This is a genomic window from Actinoplanes sp. KI2 (genome assembly GCF_025630775.1).
GTDB lineage: Bacteria > Actinomycetota > Actinomycetes > Mycobacteriales > Micromonosporaceae > Actinoplanes.
This window is the reverse complement of the sequence record NZ_JAOSZE010000058.1, coordinates 35,049-53,907: the sequence shown is the minus strand read 5'-3', so window position 1 is coordinate 53,907 and position 18,859 is coordinate 35,049. Positions and strand designations below refer to the sequence as shown.

At 70.1% G+C, this 18,859-nt stretch carries 14 protein-coding genes; 11 read left to right on the top strand and 3 right to left on the bottom strand.

Going from position 1 to position 18,859, the window contains the following annotated elements:
* Nucleotides 1-680 precede the first annotated feature (680 nt).
* The 3 genes from ODJ79_RS40970 to ODJ79_RS40960 all read left to right on the top strand — a co-directional run bounded on the left by ODJ79_RS40970 (nucleotide 681) and on the right by ODJ79_RS40960 (nucleotide 5,363).
* Nucleotides 681-2,045, top strand: coding sequence for an endo-1,4-beta-xylanase (locus tag ODJ79_RS40970; RefSeq protein WP_263029108.1), 1,365 nt, complete (start codon nucleotides 681-683; stop codon nucleotides 2,043-2,045).
* A 70-nt stretch (nucleotides 2,046-2,115) separates the two neighbouring features.
* The gene (locus ODJ79_RS40965; RefSeq protein WP_263029107.1) at nucleotides 2,116-4,098 is read left to right on the top strand and encodes a family 43 glycosylhydrolase; all 1,983 of its coding nucleotides are present in this window, start codon (nucleotides 2,116-2,118) and stop codon (nucleotides 4,096-4,098) included.
* Nucleotides 4,099-4,112: 14 nt separating this feature from the next.
* Entirely contained in the window at nucleotides 4,113-5,363 is a 1,251-nt protein-coding gene (locus ODJ79_RS40960; protein ID WP_263029106.1) for a cellulose binding domain-containing protein, read from the top strand.
* A gap of 67 nt (nucleotides 5,364-5,430) precedes the next feature.
* On the opposite strand, the gene ODJ79_RS40955 is transcribed toward ODJ79_RS40960, so the two are convergent.
* Entirely contained in the window at nucleotides 5,431-6,780 is a 1,350-nt protein-coding gene (locus ODJ79_RS40955; RefSeq protein WP_263029105.1) for a PHB depolymerase family esterase, read from the bottom strand.
* Between the two features lie 271 nt (nucleotides 6,781-7,051).
* Here ODJ79_RS40955 and ODJ79_RS40950 point away from each other — a divergent pair, with 271 nt between their 5' ends.
* Complete coding sequence (locus ODJ79_RS40950) at nucleotides 7,052-8,002, top strand: PaaX family transcriptional regulator C-terminal domain-containing protein (protein WP_263029104.1); 951 nt, start codon at nucleotides 7,052-7,054, stop codon at nucleotides 8,000-8,002.
* Nucleotides 8,003-8,010: 8 nt separating this feature from the next.
* Here ODJ79_RS40950 and ODJ79_RS40945 read toward each other — a convergent pair whose 3' ends face one another.
* Together ODJ79_RS40945 and ODJ79_RS40940 are read right to left on the bottom strand one after the other, a co-directional pair.
* Entirely contained in the window at nucleotides 8,011-9,474 is a 1,464-nt protein-coding gene (locus tag ODJ79_RS40945; RefSeq protein WP_263029103.1) for a sigma-70 family RNA polymerase sigma factor, read from the bottom strand.
* A gap of 230 nt (nucleotides 9,475-9,704) precedes the next feature.
* Nucleotides 9,705-10,856: an RCC1 domain-containing protein gene (locus ODJ79_RS40940; RefSeq protein WP_263029102.1), complete on the bottom strand. Its 1,152-nt coding sequence runs from the start codon at nucleotides 10,854-10,856 to the stop codon at nucleotides 9,705-9,707.
* Between the two features lie 680 nt (nucleotides 10,857-11,536).
* Here ODJ79_RS40940 and ODJ79_RS40935 point away from each other — a divergent pair.
* From ODJ79_RS40935 to ODJ79_RS40905, 7 genes are all read left to right on the top strand, one after another.
* Complete coding sequence (locus tag ODJ79_RS40935; protein ID WP_263029101.1) at nucleotides 11,537-12,586, top strand: glycoside hydrolase family 11 protein; 1,050 nt, start codon at nucleotides 11,537-11,539, stop codon at nucleotides 12,584-12,586.
* Between the two features lie 84 nt (nucleotides 12,587-12,670).
* Nucleotides 12,671-13,978, top strand: coding sequence for an MFS transporter (locus tag ODJ79_RS40930; RefSeq protein WP_263029100.1), 1,308 nt, complete (start codon nucleotides 12,671-12,673; stop codon nucleotides 13,976-13,978).
* 223 nt (nucleotides 13,979-14,201) lie between these two features.
* Nucleotides 14,202-15,392 carry an ABC transporter substrate-binding protein gene (locus ODJ79_RS40925; RefSeq protein ID WP_263029099.1) on the top strand — a complete coding sequence of 397 codons (1,191 nt, stop codon included), beginning with the start codon at nucleotides 14,202-14,204 and terminating at the stop codon, nucleotides 15,390-15,392.
* A gap of 8 nt (nucleotides 15,393-15,400) precedes the next feature.
* Nucleotides 15,401-16,171, top strand: coding sequence for an ABC transporter ATP-binding protein (locus tag ODJ79_RS40920; protein ID WP_263029098.1), 771 nt, complete (start codon nucleotides 15,401-15,403; stop codon nucleotides 16,169-16,171).
* Entirely contained in the window at nucleotides 16,168-16,863 is a 696-nt protein-coding gene (locus ODJ79_RS40915) for an ABC transporter ATP-binding protein (protein ID WP_263029097.1), read from the top strand. Before ODJ79_RS40920 ends, ODJ79_RS40915 begins: the two co-directional genes overlap by 4 nt.
* On the top strand, nucleotides 16,860-17,720 hold the full coding sequence (locus ODJ79_RS40910; protein WP_263029096.1) for a branched-chain amino acid ABC transporter permease: 861 nt from the start codon (nucleotides 16,860-16,862) through the stop codon (nucleotides 17,718-17,720). The genes ODJ79_RS40915 and ODJ79_RS40910 overlap by 4 nt, the downstream gene beginning before the upstream one ends.
* Nucleotides 17,717-18,748, top strand: a complete 1,032-nt coding sequence (locus ODJ79_RS40905; RefSeq protein WP_263029095.1) for a branched-chain amino acid ABC transporter permease — start codon at nucleotides 17,717-17,719, stop codon at nucleotides 18,746-18,748. The genes ODJ79_RS40910 and ODJ79_RS40905 overlap by 4 nt, the downstream gene beginning before the upstream one ends.
* The last annotated feature ends 111 nt before the right edge of the window (nucleotides 18,749-18,859 follow it).

The window sequence follows — 18,859 nt, the reverse complement described above, 5'->3', positions numbered from 1 at the left end:
CGCGATGGCCGTGCCGAAGTAGCGGCCCGATTGCGCGGCCGCCGCGCCCAGGGTGCCCGCCGCGGCGTTCGCGGCCGGCATCACCATGACGACACCCGCCGCCGCGACAAGTGCGGCGGCACCGAAGATCATCGATCGGACTCGCAGCGACCGGCCACCCGGGGAAGTGGCGGGATGGGCAGGGAAAGCGGTTGCCACAATGCCTCCATTCTCGATTCTGCCTACCGGCGGGCGAGCACCGCGCAGCCGGCGGTACGCAGCCGCCGTGCATGCGAGGGGGAGTCGGTGTATCGCGCCGCCCGGATCTGACAACGACATACTTCAATTGCACGTCATGCTGACACGGCAACACTGCGGAAACAATAGGTTCCGGAGATGTTCCGGAAACTTCCAACGGCTTTGCGGCGGGCTTCTGCCCGCATAAACACCGTTACGTACGCTTCGGCTAGGCGCGTCGCCCCTCGGGTCGACCGCGCTGCGGACTGTGATGAGCGCGTCGTCGGCCCGAAAGTTACGAAGCTGAGAAGCCTACTGAATTGTTGTTATGAATCATGCCGGCGGCTGCGGCAAGGCATTTACTTGAATCTATGGGAGCGCTCCCGTAACGTTTGCGACATCGACCTGTTAACGTTCACCCCTCTTTCCCCCGAGCATTCCCTCTCCCGAAGGGTTCCCTTCTCATGTCCATCCCCAGGCGAGGCCGTCCTGTGCTGCTCGCGACCGCCGTGACCGGCGTTGTCTTCGCCGCGAGCGTCGCCGTGATCGGCACCGCGGACGCGGCCTCCACGCTCGGCGCGTCGGCGGCGCAAACCGGCCGCTATTTCGGCGCGGCGATCGCGGCCGGAAAGCTGGGCGACGCCACCTACACCGGCATCCTCAACCGCGAGTTCAATGCGGTTACCCCCGAGAACGAGATGAAGTGGGACGCCACCGAACCGTCCCAGGGCCGGTTCACGTACACCAACGGCGACCGGATCCTCAACCAGGGCATCTCGATGGGCGCCAAGATCCGCGGGCATGCGCTGCTCTGGCACCAGCAGCAACCGTCCTGGGCGCAGGGACTGTCCGGCAGCGCCCTGCGTAGCGCAGCGTTGAACCACGTCACCCAGGTCGCCACCCACTACCGGGGCAAGATCTACGCCTGGGACGTGGTCAACGAAGCCTTCGCCGACGGTGGCAGCGGCGCTCGCCGGGACTCCAACCTGCAGCGCACCGGCAACGACTGGATCGAGGCCGCGTTCCGTGCCGCCCGGGCCGCCGACCCGGGCGCCAAGCTCTGCTACAACGACTACAACACCGACGGTGTGAACGCGAAGAGCACCGGCGTGTACAACATGGTCAAGGACTTCAAGTCCCGCGGGGTGCCGATCGACTGCGTGGGGTTCCAGTCCCACCTGGGCACCAGCATCCCCGGCGACTACCAGTCCAACCTGCAGCGTTTCGCCGACCTCGGGGTCGAGGTGCAGATCACCGAGCTGGACGTCGCGCAGGGCGGCAACCAGGCCACCATCTACGCCGCGGTGACCAGGGCGTGCATGGCGGTGTCACGGTGCGGCGGCATCACCGTGTGGGGGATCCGGGACAGCGACTCCTGGCGTACCGGCGAGAACCCGCTGCTGTTCGACGCCTCCGGCAATAAGAAGGCCGCTTACACGTCGGTGTTGAACGCCCTCAACGCCGGCGGTCCGACCAACCCCACCACCCCACCGCCCACCACACCGGTCACCTCCCCGCCGACCAGCAATCCGCCGTCCGGGGCGTGCGCCGCCTCCGTGTCGCTCAACTCCTGGAGTGGCGGCTACGTCGCCACCGTCCGGGTCACCGCGGGCTCCGCCGGGGTCAACGGCTGGACGGTCAGCCTCCCCCTCCCGTCGGGCAGCGCGCTCACCAGCACCTGGAACGCCACCAACACCGGCACGACGGGAACGGTCACGTTCCACAACGTGAGCTACAACGGCCAGATCGCGGCCGGCGGCTACACCGAGTTCGGCTTCCAGGGCACCGGAGCCGGGCCGACCGCCACCCCTGGCTGCGCGGCCGGCTAGGGCCCGTCTCGTCCCGGCGCTCTCCGGCCTCAGCCCGGGGCCGGAGAGCCCTCGAACCAGGAGTCTGCGCATGAAGCGACCCTCTTGGCGGGCGTGTGCTGTCACGCTCGCCGTCACCGCTGGGCTCACGGCGGTCGCCACCTCCGCCGAGGCCGCCGCCGGATGCCAGGTCACGTACACCGTGACCAGTCAATGGCAGGGTGGCTTCGGCGCCGACGTGACCGTCGTCAACCTCGGCGATCCGCTCACCGGCTGGCAACTGTCCTGGACCTACACCGCCGGCCAGACGGTGACGCAGTTGTGGAACGGCACGGTGACCCAGTCGGGAGGGCAAGTGACCGTCACCAACGCCGCGTACAACGGCAACCTGGCCACCGGTGGAGCGGCGAGCTTCGGCTTCAACGGAAGCTGGACCTCCGGCAACCCGGCACCGGCCGGATTCAGCCTCAACGGCGTGCCCTGCACGGGCGCCACGACGCCCACGGCGAGCCCGACGCCTACCCTGAGTCCCACGCCGACGGCCGGCCCGACTCCGACCGATCCGGCCACCAGCCCCTCGGCGCCGTCGACCTTCAGCAATCCGGTGGTGTGGCAGGACTTCGCGGACGGGGACATCGTCCGGGTCGGGGACGTGTACTACTACTCGGCCTCGACCATGCACTACTCGCCGGGCGCGCCGATCCTGCGCTCCTACGACCTGGTGAACTGGGAGTTCGCGGGCCACTCCGTGCCGCGGCTGGACTTCGACTCGAGCGCCTACGACCTCAGCGGCGGCCGGGCGTACGTGAAGGGCATCTGGGCGTCGGCGTTCAACTACCGGCCGAGCAACAGCACGTTCTACTGGCTGGGCTGCACCGAGTTCAACCGCACCTACGTCTACGCCTCGACGGCGATCGGCAGCGGCTGGAGCAAGAAGGCTCGGATCAACAAGTGTTACTACGACGCCGGTCTGCTGTTCGACGGCGATACCCCGTACGTCGCCTACGGGAACACCACGATCAGCGTCGCCCAGCTCTCGTCCGACCTGACCGCGGAGGTGCGGTCGCAGACCGTCTACAACACGCCGTCGAGCATCGGCACCCTCGAGGGCTCGCGCATGTACAAGCGGGGTAGTTACTACTACATCTGGCTCACCCGGCCGGCCAACGGGCAGTACGTGCTGCGGTCGACCAGCCCGTGGGGCCCGTACGAGCAGCGCCAGGTCTTGCTGAACCTGCCCGGCCCGATCTCCGGCGGCGGCGTGCCGCACCAGGGCGGGCTCGTGCAGACCCAGAACGGCGACTGGTGGTACATGGCCTTCACCGACGCGTACCCGGGTGGCCGGATGCCGACGATGGCGCCGATCAGCTGGAGCAGCGACGGTTGGCCCGTGCTGCAAACCGTCAACGGCCGATGGGGCGCCGCCTACCCCCGCCCGAACCTGCCCTGGCATCCGCTGGCCCCGATGACCGGCACCGACGACTTCACCGGCAGCGCATTGGGCCCGGCCTACGAATGGAACCACAACCCGGACGCGTCGAAGTTCACCGTCGGCAACGGGCTGAGGTTGTCCACCGCCACGGTCACCGGCGACCTGTACGACGCCCGCAACACCCTGACCCGCCGGATCCAGGGACCGGCCTCGACCGCGACGATTCAGCTGGACTACTCGGGCATGGCCAACGGTGACCGGGCCGGACTGGCGATGCTTCGCGACCAGTCGGCCTGGATCGGCATCCGCAAGGACAACGGCACCACCCGGGTGTCGATGACCAGCGGGTTGACCATGTCGACCAACGGCTGGACCACCACCGGCACCGGAGCCGAGCAAGCCGGCGCGACGGTGTCCGGCGGAAAGATCTGGTTGCGGGTGTCCGCGAACATCCAGCCCGGCTCCAACCGGACCGCCACGTTCTCGTACAGCACCAACGGCAGTTCCTTCACCCCGCTCGGGCCCGCCTTCACCCTCAACAGCGACTGGCAGTTCTTCATGGGCTACCGGTTCGGCGTCTTCAACTACGCCACCAGCGCGCTCGGCGGCTACGTCACCGTCAACCAATTCGCCGTCTCCTGAATCGAGGAATCGCGATGTCCATCCGTAGCCTCGCCGGCGGAGTCGCGGCGGCCGTGCTGGCCGCCGCCGCGACCCTGGCGATCGTGACAGCAGCACCCGCGGACGCGGCCGTGACCGCCGGCTGCGGCAAGGCGCCGACGCTGACCAGCGGCACCCGCACCATCTCCAGCGGCGGCCAGAGCCGTAGCTACATTCTCCGGATCCCGGACAACTACGACCGGAACCGGCCGTACAAGCTGATCTTCGCCTTCCACTGGCTGAACGGAACCGCCGCCAACGTGGCAAGCGGCGGCTACTACGGACTCCAGCAGCTGTCGAACAACACGGCGATCCTGGTCGCACCGCAGGGCATCGACAACGGCTGGGCGAACACCGGCGGCCGCGACCTCACCCTCGTCGACAACCTGACCTCGTTGATCGAGGGGGACCTGTGCGTCGACACGTCCCAGCTGTTCGCCCTGGGCTGGAGCTACGGGGGCTCGATGAGCTACGCCGTCGCCTGCGCCCGGCCCACGGTCTTCCGCGCCGTCGCCGTACTCTCCGGCGCCAACCTCAGCGGCTGCGACCCGGGCACCCAGCCGGTCGCCTACCTCGGGATCCACGGCATCCACGACAGCGTGCTCAACATCTCGCTCGGCAGGTCGATCAGGGACACCTTCGTCCGCAACAACGGGTGCACCTCCCAGAACCCGCCGGAGCCGGCCCAGGGCAGCCTCACCCACATCGTGACCGCGTACGCGGGCTGCCGCGCCGGATACCCGGTGGAGTGGGCGGCGTTCGACGGCGACCACACCCCGGAACCGGTGGACGGGTCCACCTCGACCAGCGGCGCCCGGACCTGGACGTACCCGGAGATCTGGAGGTTCTTCTCGCAGCTGCCCAGCACCACGCCGTCCTCGCCACCGAGTTCGCCGACGTCGCCGAGCTCGCCGAGTTCGCCGACCTCGTCGCCCACCGCCCAGCCGGGCGCATGCACCGCCGGGTACCGGATCACCGGTCAGTGGCAGGGCGGCTTCCAGGCCGAGGTCACCGTGACCGCCGGGTCCGCGGCCCTGACCGGGTGGCGAGTGAGCTGGACGTTCGCCAACGGCCAGACGATCACCCAGATCTGGGGTGGCCGCGGCACGTCCAGCGGTAGCACGCAGACCGTGGTGAACGAGACCTGGAACGGCAGCGTCGCCGCGGGGGCATCCACCACGTTCGGCTTCCTCGGCACCTGGAACGCCACCAACAGCGTCCCGTCGACGACTTGCTCGGCGGCATAGCCGCGAGGGGGAGGAAGGGAAGGGGTGCCGCCGGATCGTCCGGCGGCACCCCTTCCCTGTGCGACCCTCAGGCTGTGCTGCAGGCGGCGCCGTTGAGCGTGTACGCGGACGGCGTGCCCGTGTTGCCGGTGTGGGTGGCTTGGAAGCCGATGGTCACCGAACCGCCGGCCGGGATGGTGCCGTTGTACGCCGCGTTCCTGGCCGTCACCTGGCCGGAAGCCGGGGAGTAGGTGGCGTTCCAGCCCGACGTGATGGTCTGGCCGGCGGGCAGCGTGAAGACCAGCGACCAGCCGTTGATCGCGGCGGAGCCGGTGTCGGTGATGGTGAGGTTCTCGGTCAGACCGGTGTTCCACGCGTTCACGGCGGCCGTCACGCGGCACGCGCCCGTGCTCGGAGGCGTGGTCGGCGGTGTCGTCGGAGGCGTGGTCGGCGGTGTAGTTGGCGGGGTGGTCGGAGGCGTGGTCGGAGGCGTGGTCGGCGGGGTGCCGGTGAGGCCGAAGAACGAGATCGCGTACGCGGCCATGCCCGCACCCGGCAGGCTGTGCCCCGCGCCCTGGATGCTGTACGCCTCCACCTGAACCGTCCCGGAGCTGTCCGCGTACCGGCGCCGGTTCCAGCCGGACTGCGGCGTGTCGGTCGAGGTCGGCGTCTGGCTCAGCCCGAACACGTTGGTCCACTGCTCGATCTCTTCTTGCAGCAGCGAGTACGGCACGAGGGTGTCGCTGGTGCCGTGCCACAGCTGCATGCGCGGGCGCGGGCCGGTGTAGCCGGGGTAGGCCTGCCGGACCGCGTCGCCCCACTGCTGCGGCGTCCGGTCCATGCTGCCGCCGGTGCACTTGCTGCTGCCCGGCGGATAGTCGGCGGCGTTGGCGAAGCAGTTGAACGGCACTCCCATGTACGCCGCTCCCGCCTTGAAAACGTCGGGGTAGAGGGCGAGCATCTCGTTGGTCATCATGCCGCCGGACGAACTGCCGGTCGCGAACACCCGATTCGGATCGCCGCCGTACTGTCGTTCGGCGTAGGTGACCATCGAGACGATCGACACCGGATCACTGCCGCCGCCGCGGCGCTTGGCGGCGTCCGACCAGGTGTCGAAGCAGTTGCCGAAACCGGCCTGCTGGGTGGCGGTGGGATAGATGACCAGGAACCCGTACCGGTCGGCCAGCCCGGCGAACTCGCTGCTGGAGTAGAAGCCCGGTCCCGAGCCGCCGCAGCCGTGCATGGCCACGAGGATGGCGGGGTTGGCCGGGCGGGTGTCCGGGACGTAGATGTGCATGCGCATGCCGCCGGGGTTGTCACCGAACGCGGTGACCTCGGTCAACGAGGCGGCGTACGCGGGCTGGGCCGCCGGCACCGCGAGACCGGCGACGGCCGCCGACATGGCCGCCACGAGCAGGAGTTTCCGTCTGATCTTCATCGCCTGACTCCTTCGTTTCCGCGCGCAGACCGGCATCGCCGGCCGCGCGGTGGACTGCGCGGACGGCTGCCGCTGTGGCAGATAGAGATGGGAACGTACGCGTGGGTGCGCAGGCCGAGGACGGGCCGCGCCAGGTGGGTATCGCGTATCAGGACTCCATGCGGGACCCGGTCCACCACCATCGCGTGACATATATCGTTCACCCGAGACAGCAAACTGTCAATCGACAATCCTCGATCAAATCGGGTGTCGAACCCCTACAGTCGTCTCTGTGACCAGCCCGTACGACATCAACGAAATTTTTCCGCAGGACACGGCCGGCGCGGTGCGGCTGCCCCGGCGACAGGCCGGCAACTCGCCGCAGGGCCTCGCGGTCACCCTGCTGGCGGACTACACGCTGCGATCGCGGGCCTGGCTGCCGTCGGCGGCCATCGTTGCGCTGCTGGCCGAGGCCGGCGTCAGCCAGGCGGGCGCCCGGACGGCGATCAGCCGGCTCGCCCGCCGCGGTGTGCTCGAAAGCCACCGCCAGGGTCGGCGCAGCTCCTACCGGCTGACGCCGGCGGCCGCTGCCTTCCTGGTGATCGGCGGCGGTGCCATCGTCTCGCCGGGCGGAACGCGGCCGTGGGACGAGCAGTGGACGCTGATCGCCTTCTCGCTGCCGCAGGAGGAGGGCGCGATCCGGCGAGCGCTACGCGGGCAACTGCGGTGGATGGGTTACGCGCCGCTGTACGACGGACTGTGGATCTCCCCGCACGAGCTCAGTGAGAAGACCAAGGCCCGGCTCGCCGAGCTCACCCTCGGCACCCTGACCGTCTTCCGCGCGCGCCACGTCGAACTGGACGCGTCGATCCGCCGGAATCCGCTCGACGCCTGGGACACCGCCGACATCGCGCGGCAGTACGAATCCTTCCTCCGCCGCTGGAAAGCGACAGTGCCCCGGGCGGCGGCCGGGCAGATCGCCGGTGCCGAGGCCGTCCGCGCTCGTACCGAGGTGATGGACACCTACCGGCGCCTGCCCATCCTCGACCCCCAGCTACCCGCCCGGCTGCTGCCCCCGGGGTGGCTGCGCGAGCCGGCCCGCGAGCTGTTCATCGCCGTCTACGACGGCTTGGCCGAGACCGCCGAGGATCACGTGCGGGCGGTGGCCGACCGGTACGCCGAGGGGCCGATCACCGGAGTGGGCGCGCACACCGTGGCCGACCTGGCGACCGGCTTCCCCTGAGAGGTTGGTCAGCCGAGTGGCGGGCGGACGAAGAAGGAGCTGTCCGCCTGGAACTGTGCGCTGCCGTCGTACTTGTCGATCCACATCTGATCGTTGACGTGGCGCAGGAAGAAACCCCGGTAGTTGAACGACTCCAGCGACACCGAGCCGGTGCGGAAGCCGGGCCGGGGGCAGAACGTGGCATCCTGCCGGAACAGGACGGTGCCGTCGTCCGCGTTCAGCCGCAGCCGGAACGAGGAGTGCCGCAGGTAGCGGCCGTCCGGGCGGCGGAACGAGAAGCACGACGGATCGGCCAGGCCGGCCACGACGCGCAGGCCGGTCCGCTCCCGCGCCGCCGCGTCGCTCGCCGGTCCTACCGGCGTGAGCACTCCGAAGTCGCCGGACACCGCCACGTACTGGCCGGCGGCGGTGGCGGATTCCAGCGACACCCGCCCGGTCCGCAGCAGCGCGGTCGACGAGCTGGGTGACGAGGCGGCCGGGCCGGTCGTTCGCGACGGCGGTGCGGCCACGGTCCATCCGGTCGTGGGCACCGTGACGCCGACGGCCAGGACTCCGGCGGTGACCGTGGCGGCCAGCGGGTGCGCGGCGGCCGCCTGGACCGCGCGTGCCAGCCACGAGGCGACACCCGAGGCCACGGCCGTGCCCGGGCCCGCGGCGGCGCCGCCCGCGACGGCCTTGGCGACCACCGCGGCGGCGAGGGCGGCGGGAACGGGCAGCAGGACCAGCCCGGCCAGCAGCCGCTCGGTGGGCAGCAGGACCCCCGTGGCGCGGGCGCAGACGGGGCACGACTGCACATGCCGCCCGAGCCGCTTGCGCCAGTACGGGCTCGGCGTCGCGTCCCAGTCCGCCGCGACCTCGCCGAGCAGATCGCAGCCGGGCAACGCCTCCAGCGCGGCGACGATCTGCCGGCTCACCTCGAGCTGCTCACGCATCCGCTGGATCCGCACGCCCGCGTGCGCCACGCTCGTGCCGAGGGCGGCGGCGACCTGCGGGCGGGTGAGCTCGCCGGTCATCTCCAACCACCACAGCGAGAACGAGGTACGTTCGCTCGCGCCCAGCCACCGCGTCGCGTGCCCGACCTGCCGGCGCTGTCCGGCCAGCTCCACCCGCAGCAGCGCCGGGCCTTCCACGTCGGCGCCGGCGTCCGGACGGTCCGCGGCGGCGTCCCACGCCACCGTGCGACGGGCCGCGAGGTCCTGCCGCGCCAGGTGGCGGCCGATCTGACGCACCGCGATGGCGGCCAGCCAAGGCCGGAAGCTGCCCGGCGACCGCAGGGCCGGCAACTGCCCCAGGGCACGCACCATGATGTCCTGCACGACGTCGTCGACGGCCGGGTCGTCGGCCAGCGCCTGGCGGACCAGGTGGTAGACCATCGGCAGGTGACGATGAGCAAGCTCGTCGGCCGCCGACCGGTCACCGCCACGTGCGGCGGCGACCAGTGCCTCGTCGGGAAGCGGGGACGGCTGAGCCAACGCGGTGTCCTGACCGAGATGCGAAGTGAACGCTCACAGGGGTTGCGGTCGATGCTATGAGCGTGGGTTCGCACATTCAAGACAGCCTTTGGTGATCGCGGGTTAATAACCTTTCAATCCATTTTTCGAACCGGATTGTCACCCCGGATTGTCGCCAATCGAGAGAAAGCCGTGCGCCGGTGGCGGCCGGCGGCACGGCTTTCGGCCTCGGTGCGCGGCGACCGGGCCGGTCAGGCGGGGAAGCTCGCCGGCGCCGGCGTCGGCCGGCTCGTGGCTGTGCCATCGCCCAACTGGCCGGCGGGGTTGTAGCCCCAGCACCACAGACTGCCGTCGGTGCGCGCCGCGCAGGTGTGATAGGTGACCGCGAAACCGTCGGCCCACGTCGTGGCGGTGCCGACTCGGACGGGGGCGTACTGGTTCGTGGTAGTGCCGTCACCCACCTGTCCGGCCATGTTGTTTCCCCAGCACCACAGGCTGCCGTCGGCGCGGGTGGCGCACGTCGTGTTGAAACCCGCGGCGACCCTGGTCCACGTGGCGCCGGCGCCGGTCTGCATCGGCGTGGTCTGGTACGTGGTCTCGGCGCCCAGTTGCCCGTACCCGTTCTCGCCCCAGCACCACAGCGTCCCGTCGGAGCGCACGGCGCAGGTGAAGGCGTAGCCGGCGGTCACGCCGGTCCAGGTGGTCGCGGTGCCGACCTGCGCGGGCGTCGCCGTGTAGCTCAGGATGCCGAGACCGAGCTGGCCCGTGGTGCTGTCGCCCCAGCACCACAGGGTGCCGTCGGTGCGGACGGCGCAGGTGTGCGCGAAGCCTGCCGTGACGCTCGCCCAGGTGGTCGCCGTGCCGACCATGACGGGGCTGGTCGCGTAGTAGACGGAGGTGCCGATCCCCAACTGGCCGAGACGGTTGAACCCCCAGCACCACAGGGTGCCGTCGGTCCGTACGGCGCAGGTGTGACTGTCCCCGGCGGCGACGCTGGACCAGGTGGCGCCGCCGCCGACCGGCACCGGGGCGGTGCGGTTGGTGGTGCTGCCGTCGCCCAGCTGACCCCATCGGTTGCTGCCCCAGCACCACAGCGTGCGGTCGGTACGCACCCCGCAGGTGTAGCTGGTGCCCGCGTCGATGGTGGTCCACGTGTCCGCGCCGATCCGCTCCGGCGTGGTCCGGCCCGTGGTGGTGCCGTCGCCCAGCTGGCCGCTCTCGTTGCCGCCCCAGCACCACAGCGTCGCGTCGGCGCGGATCGTGCAGGTGTGCGAGTACCCCGCGGCGACGGTGCCGGCGGCCGGGCCGGCGGCGTACGCCGGTCCTACCGTTGCCCAGCTCAGTGCGGCGAGCCCGGTGACGATCACCGCCGCGCGACGCCACGCGTCGTGAAATCTGCCCATGTGTCGATCCCCAAACAAATCGGTCCGGCAACGGTCGCGACGACGCTGTCCCGGTAGGTCGACAGCGACCCACCAGTTCATAACATCAACCCATGCCATTGACCAAAACCGATGTGTATGAGCGCCATTTCCTAGGCCGTGCTCGCGCATAACGGGTTTTCAGTGAGCTATCGACAGGGCAAAGTTGCGCCATTCTCGCAAGGTGATCGGTTCCCCTTTCGCGACGATTCGTCGAGGCCTCTGCCCCGTGCGCGGGCAGACGACGGCGCCCGCGCCGCGACCCGAGGGCTCCGAAAGTTCCGGAGACGAAGCGCTTCAACATGGATGGCAGGCGTCCTGCGGGCCATGATCCACTGTCGTCAGACCTCTCGAAACAAGCAGCCAAAAGCACGTAAGTGGGCCACTATTGCCGGAAGATTCGCGAGAGAAACTTCCGCGAGCTTCCGGAAGTTGTTGACAGCCGAGCGGTCCCAGGCCCATGATGGCGCCACGGATGGTTAGACCCTTATCAATGGGGTTGCCGCGACCCGGCTCTCCGGGGCCGGTCGACTGACACCCCAGCGAAATCCCCACCTGCGGGAGCGACACCGAGGTGCCTTGCCGTCGCTCAGGTCCTCGGTTCCCGCAGGGAACGTCCTGCTGTCCGTATGTCCCCCGAGTCCTCCGGAAAGGACGTATCGATGAACCACAAACCAGCTGAACCGAGCCGTCGCGGGCGCCGCCGCACGCGGCTGTTCCTCGGCCTGGCCAGCACCGTGGCCCTGGCCGTGGCCTCGGTGGCCGTCGCCGGCGTCGCCAACGCCGAGGCGGACCGCACCATCACGTCCAACTCGACCGGCACCCACAACGGCTACTTCTATTCGTATTGGAAAGACAACGGCAACGTCACCATGAACCTGGGCGGTGGCGGCAACTACAGCGTCCAGATGAGCAATATCAACAACTCCGTCGTCGGTAAGGGCTGGAACCCCGGCTCCACCAGCCACACGGTCAACTACTCCGGTTCCTTCAACTGCGGCGGCAACTGTTACCTGGCCCTGTACGGCTGGATGACGAACCCGCTCGTCGAGTACTACATCGTCGACAACTTCGGCTCCTACAACCCGAGCTCGGGAGCCACCCGACTGGGCTCGGTCACCTCCGACGGCAGCACCTACGACCTCTACCGCACCCAGCGGGTCAACCAGCCCTCCATCCAGGGCACCGCGACTTTCTACCAGTACTGGAGCGTCCGCCAGCAGCATCGCACCGGCGGCACGATCACGGTGGCCAACCACTTCAACGCGTGGCGGCAGGCCGGGCTGCAGCTGGGCACGGCGAACTACCAGATCCTCGCCACCGAGGGCTACCAGAGCAACGTCAGCTCCAACATCACGGTCAGCGAAGGCTCCGGCGGTGGCGGCGGTGGCGGCGGTGGTGGCGGTGGCGGTGGCGGCGGCGGTGGTGGCGGTGGCGGCGGCAACGGCGGTTGCACGGCCACCCTTTCCGCCGGACAGCAGTGGAGCGATCGATACAACCTCAACGTGGCGGTGTCCGGCTCCAGCAACTGGACCGTGACGATGAACCTCCCGTCGCCCGAGACGATCAGCTCCACCTGGAACGTCAGCGCCAGCTGGCCCAGCCAGTACGTGATGGTCGGCAAGCCGAACGGCAGCGGCAACAACTTCGGTGTCACGATCATGGCAAACGGCACCTGGACCTGGCCCTCGGTCTCCTGCAGCGCAGGCTGACCACCAACCTGAACTGCGGCGCGGCGGTCTCGGCTGCCGCGCCGCACCGTCCCCGGCGGCGTGGCCAAAAGGGTGGGAGCCGTGATGCGACAGCCGATGAGGGGGCCGGTCCTCCTGGCGTACGCCGCCTTCGTGTTCGTCGGCGTGAACGCGGGCGTCACCGGGGTGTTGCTGGCCGCGCAGATGGACGACTACGCCGTCTCCCGAGCAACGCTCGGCCTCACCTTCTTCGCCGGTTCCGCCGGGTTTGTGCTGGCCGGGGTCACCGCCGGCGCGCTGATCCAGCGCTACGGCACCCGGATCGCGGTGGCGACCGGCTGCTGCGTGTACGCGCTTGCCGCCCTGTACGCGGCCACCCGACCGGCCTTCGCGGCGCTCGTCGTGCTTCAGGTCGCGTCCGGCTACGGGGTCGGCGTGCTGGAGTCCGTGCTCAACGCGTACCTGTCCGCCTTGCCCGACGCGACCACGCTGCTCAACCGGCTGCACGGATTTTTCGGCGTCGGGGCGCTGCTCGGGCCGCCGCTGGCCGCCGCGATCGTCGCCGTCGCCTCCTGGCCCACGGTGATGCTGCTGCTCGGGGTGGTGGCCATCCCGCTCATCGCCTGCTTCCTGATCGTCTACCCGCGCGCCGGGCCGGATCCGGCCGCGGCGAAGCCGGAGTCGCCGGCCGCGCCGGAGTCGCCGGCCGCCGCCAAGCCGGAGTCGTCGGCCGCCGCCAAGCCGGAGTCGTCGGCCGCCGCCAAGCTGGAGTCGCCGGCCCCGGGCGGCCTGGCCGGTCTCGCGGTGCGGCAGCCGGGCGTTCTGCTCGGCGCCGCGCTGCTCGCCGTCTACGTGGGCCTCGAGCTGGGCATGGGGAACTGGGCGTTCGGCTACCTCGTCCAGGCGCGGGGGCAGGCCGCGGTCCTCGCCGGGTACGCGGTCAGCGGTTACTGGCTCGGGCTCACCGCGGGCCGGTTCCTGCTCGGTCCGACCGTCACCCGGCTCGGCCTCACCGCGTCCGGCCTGATGTGGACCTGCCTCGCCGGCGTCACCGTCGTCACCACCCTGACCTGGCTCCTGCCGGGCAAGGCCGTCGCCGCGGCGGGTCTGGTGCTGCTCGGCTTCTTCCTCGGGCCCATCTTCCCCACCGCGATGGCGGTGGCGCCGCGACTCACCACCGCGCGTCTGGTGCCGGCCTCGATCGGCATCATGAACGCGGGATCGGTCGTCGGTGGCTCGATGTTCCCCTGGCTCGCCGGCGCGATCGCCGAGGGCACGGGGGTCTGGACCCTGCTTCCCTTCACCCTGGCCTTGTCCCTGCTCCAGCTCCTGATCTGGGGGCCGATGGCCCGGCGGGTCGGCGCCCACCCCGAATCGCCGTCCCGCGTCACGGGCTCAGTCGCCCGTACGTGATGGCCGGCAGCGGCGGCGCAGCAGTCCTCGGTCGACCATCCACGTTGGGCACAATATTGACTGTCGTCTGAAATCGGCCTATCTTTGCGCCGAGGTCAGCTTCCGAGCCCTCGTCCTGTTCCCGGCTCCCCGAAACGCCGGTTGAGCTCCGCGCGAACACCGGCCGCACCGTCCATGCGTGACCCTCGTCCCGGCGCATGAGGCCGGGTTCCTGGAGGTACTTGTGCGACGCCTAACAGCGATCTTCGTAAGCCTGGCGATGGCCCTGGCCGCTTCCGGGTGCGGCGGCAACTCCTCGGGCGACAGCAAGAGCAGCCCGGTCAAACTCGGCATGATCACTTCGCTTACCGGCAACTACGCGCCCCTGGGCACCGAGGACCGGAAGGCCGTCGAACTGGCGGTCCAGCAGATCAACGACAAGGGCGGCCTGCTCGGCCGCCAGATCGAACTGACCGTCCAGGACGACAAGAGCATGCCGGATCAGTCGGTGCTCGCCTTCAACCAGCTCAAGGGCGACGGCGTGGTCGCCGTGCTGGGTTCGCCGTTCTCCAACTCGGCGCTGGCCACCATCCCGCAGGTCGATCGCGAGAAGATCCCCTACGTGTCGCTCACCCCGGCCGACGAGCAGGTCAACCCCGTGCATCCGTACGTCTTCGTGGTCCCGGCGACCTCGGCCACCTATGCCGACCGGATCCTCCAGTACTACCAGGCACAGAAGTACACCAAGATCGCGATCGCCTATGACACCAAGAGCTCGTACGCCAAGGCGGGGTTCGCCGGCACCCAGGCCAAGGCGGCCCAGTACGGCATCACCCTGGTCGCCGCCGAAGAGTTCCAGACGACGACGACCGAGTTCAGCGCGGTGCTCAACCACGTCAAGTCGGCCGGCGCCCAGGCGCTGGTGGTGTGGGCCACCGGTCCGCCGTCGGTCGCTTTCGCGAAGCAGTACGCGAGCGCCGGTCTCGGCATCCCGCTGATGTTCACCGGCGCGCAGGCCAGCAGCCTGTGGCTCAAGCCGACCGGACCGGCAGCCGAGGGCGTCTTCGTCGCCAGCTCCCTCGCGGTCGTCGGCGACGCCCTGCCCGACGGCGCGCAGAAGCAGGCCATCAAGGAGCTGACGGATCCCTTCACCAGCAAGTACGGGTACCCGCCGCCACAGTTCGCCGCGGATGGGTACTCGGGCGCGAAACTGCTGTTCGCCGCCATCCAGAACGCCAACAGCACGGACCACGCGAAGATCCAGCAGGCGCTGGAGGGACTCACCCTGCTCACCCCGAACGGCACCTACCGCTACACCGCCACCGACCATGCCGGACTGCCGGCGAAATACATCTCGATCGACGTGGTCGAGCATGGCGCGTTCAAGGCGACCGACTGGGCCAAGGCCGAGCTCGCCGGCCTCGCCAACGGATGACGGCGTCGATGCCCGTTCTGCTGAGCGTGGCGGGTCTTTCCCGCCGGTTCGGCGGCGTGTACGCCCTGCGTGATGTCGACCTCGACGTCGTGCAGGGCGAGACGCACGCCGTCATCGGGCCGAACGGGGCCGGGAAGTCCACCCTGTTCAGCCTCATCGGCGGACATCTCAAGGCGAGCGCCGGCACCATCGCGTACGACGGAACCCGGATCGACCGCGCCGCGCCGCACCGCCGGGCCCGGTCCGGGATCGCGATCGTGTTCCAGGGCGCGCGGCTGTTCCACGGCCTGACCGCCCGGGAGAACGTCATGGTCGGCGCGCACGCCGCGACCGGGGCCGGCGCGCTCAGCGCGACGCTGCGCCTGCCCCGGCACTCCCGCGACGAACGCCGGATCCGGGCCTGGTCGTCCGAGGCACTGGCCCGGGTCGGCCTCGCCGACTGGGCCGACCGCCCGGCGGAGGCGCTGCCCCTCGGCCAGCAGCGGGCACTTCAGGTCGCCCGTGCGCTCTGCGGGCACCCCCGGCTGCTGCTCCTCGACGAACCCGCGTCCGGGCTGCGTGCCGCGGAGCGGGCCGCACTCGCCCAACTGATCGCGGAGCTGCGGGCCGGCGGGCTGACGATGATGCTCGTCGAACACGACGTCGCCTTCGTGACCCGCCTTGCCGATCGCATCACGGTCCTGGACCTGGGCCGGGTCATCGCCCAGGGCGTGCCCCAGGCGATCCGTGCCGACCAGCGGGTGATCGACGCCTACCTCGGAGGGGAATCCGCGCCATGAGCCGGCCCGCAGGCGGCGCGCCCGTCATCGATGTGGACGACCTGACCGTCCGGTACGGCGCGGCGGTGGCCCTGGACGCGGTCACCCTGACGGTGCGGGTCGGCGAGATGGTGGCGCTCATCGGACCGAACGGCGCCGGAAAGTCCACCCTGGTCAATACGCTTTCCGGGATCCTCCGGCCGGCGTCCGGGACGGTCACGGTCACCGGCCGGCTGGCACACGTCCCGGAGGGGCGGCAGATGTTCGGCAGTCTGACCGTCGACGACAACCTGCGGCTGGGCGCGTGGCGCGGACGCGACCGCAGCACCGCCCGGATCTACGCGATCTTTCCGGAGCTGGCGCGCGTCCGGAAGCACCGGGCCGGCCTGCTCTCCGGCGGCCAGCAGCAGATGGTGGCGCTGGGCCGGGCCCTGATGAGCCGCCCGCAGGTGCTGGTCATCGACGAGATGTCGCTCGGGCTCGCGCCGCTGGTCGTCAGCGACCTCGCCGTACACCTGCGGACTCTCAACGCTCAGGACGGGCTGGCGGTGTTGCTGATCGAGCAGAACGCGCGGCTCGCGCTGGAGCTGTGTTCCCGGGCCTACGTGCTGGAGGCCGGGAAACTGGCGGCTCAGGGCCCCTCCGCGGAGCTCGCGTCGAGTCCCGCGGTGGTCGCGGCCTACCTGGGCGGCGCGGCGGAGGAAGGCCGATGAGCGCCTTCCTGCAGTACCTCATCACCGGTCTCGGCGTGGGATGCGCGTTCGCCCTGGTCGGAAGCGGCATCGTGGTCGTCTACCGGGTGACTCGGGTGGTCAACTTCGCGCAGGGCGCGTTCGCGGTCATCGCGGCGATGACGGTTTCCTCGCTGCTGGGTTCCGGCGTGCCGCACGGCGTCGCCGAGGCGCTCGCCGTCCTGCTGGCCGGACTCGTCGGCCTGGTGGTGGGTCTGATCGCGATCGGCAAGCCGGGCACCAGCCCGCAGTCGGCGCTCATCGTCACGCTGGGCGTCGCCGTGTTCGCGTACGCGGTGGAGATCCTCGTCTGGGGCGATCAGCCGCGCTCGTTCGCCGGGCTGTCCGGATCGGCCACGGTGTTCGGCGCCCGGATACAGCGCCACTATTTGCTGATCATCGCCGCGTCGGCGCTGGTCTTCGCCGGCCTCGCGGTGCTGTTCGCCCGCACCGACATCGGCCGGGCGCTGACCGCGGCGGCGGCCAACCCGTACGCCGCCCGGATCGTCGGCATCAACGTGACGCGCATGGGTCTGCTCTCGTTCGTCATCGGCGGCGCGCTCGGCGGCCTCGCCGGCGTGCTCGTCACCCCGGTTCAGCAGATCGCCTTCGACAGCGACCTGGTGTTGGTGGTCAGCGGCTTCGCGGCGGCGATCCTCGGCAACCTCACCCGGCCGGCCGCCACTCTGCTCGGCGGTCTGCTCCTCGGCGTGGCGCAGGCGATGGTGGCGGGCTATCTCAGCACCGCCTACCAGAGCGAGGTGGCGTTGCTCCTGATGCTCGTGGCCCTGATCGTGCAGGCCGCGCGCCGCCCGATGATCCAGGAGGAGACCGCATGACCAGGCCGATGCTTGGTGTGCTCCTGATCGCGGCCGGCACGCTGGCACTGCCCCCGATGCTGAACGACAACCAGCTGACCCTGTACGTCCTGCTCGGCCTCTCGGCCATGGTGACCATCGGCCTGTCGATCCTGATGGGTTACGCCGGCCAGGTCTCGCTGGGCCAGGCATCGTTCTATGCCCTGGGCGCCTACGCGGCCGGACTGATCAGCGTGCACGGTGGGCCGTCGCTGCTGGGCCTGATCGCCGCACCGGCGGTGGCGGCGGCGGTCGCGCTCGTCGTCGGCGTGCCGATCCTGCGGCTGCGCGGCCACCAGCTCGCCTTCGCCACCCTGGCCCTGCAACTGATCCTGCTGTCGCTGCTCGGCGACGCGTCCTGGGCCGGCGGGGCCATCGGGCTGCAGGGCATCCCGCACCTCGCGGTCGCCGGCGTGGAGCTCGATCAGAGCATCGACTACGCCTACCTCACCTGGGCCGGCGTCGCCGTCACCATGGTCGTGGCGCACAACCTGATCTCCTCGCGCACCGGCCGAGGGCTGCGGGCGTTGGCCACCAGCGAGACCGCGGCCGCGGCCAGCGGGGTCCCGGTGGGCCGCTACCGGCTGCTCGTCTTCGCCGTGTCCGCCGCGTTCGCCGGCCTGGCCGGGGGCATCTACGCGTACTTCCTCGGCTACCTTGCTCCCGGCTCGTTCCCGGTCCTGCTCTCGGTGCAGTACGTCGTGATGGCCGTCGTCGGCGGCCTCGGCACCATCTGGGGCGGCCTGCTCGGCGCGGCGGCCGTCACCCTGATCGTCCAGCTGCTCACGGACATCGGCACGCGCCCCGGCATGCCGAGCTACGCGCCCGGCGTGCTCTCGTACGCCGTGTACGCGGTGCTGCTCGTCGTTGTCGTCCTCTTCCTGCCGCACGGCCTGGTGCCGGCATTGCGGAGATGGTGGCCATGGCGCCGCCCCGCCACCTCGAGCCGATGTGAAATTCCCTTGAACCCGCCCCCGGCCCGCGCTGCGAACGCGCCTCCGCGACATTAAATAGTCGCATTTGTATTGACGATTATAAACTTCTCAAGTTGACGCCCCGCCCGAAAAGGCCTTAGCGTGTGGGCGATTCAACCAAGCGATTCGCGGGCGCGCCCTCCACAA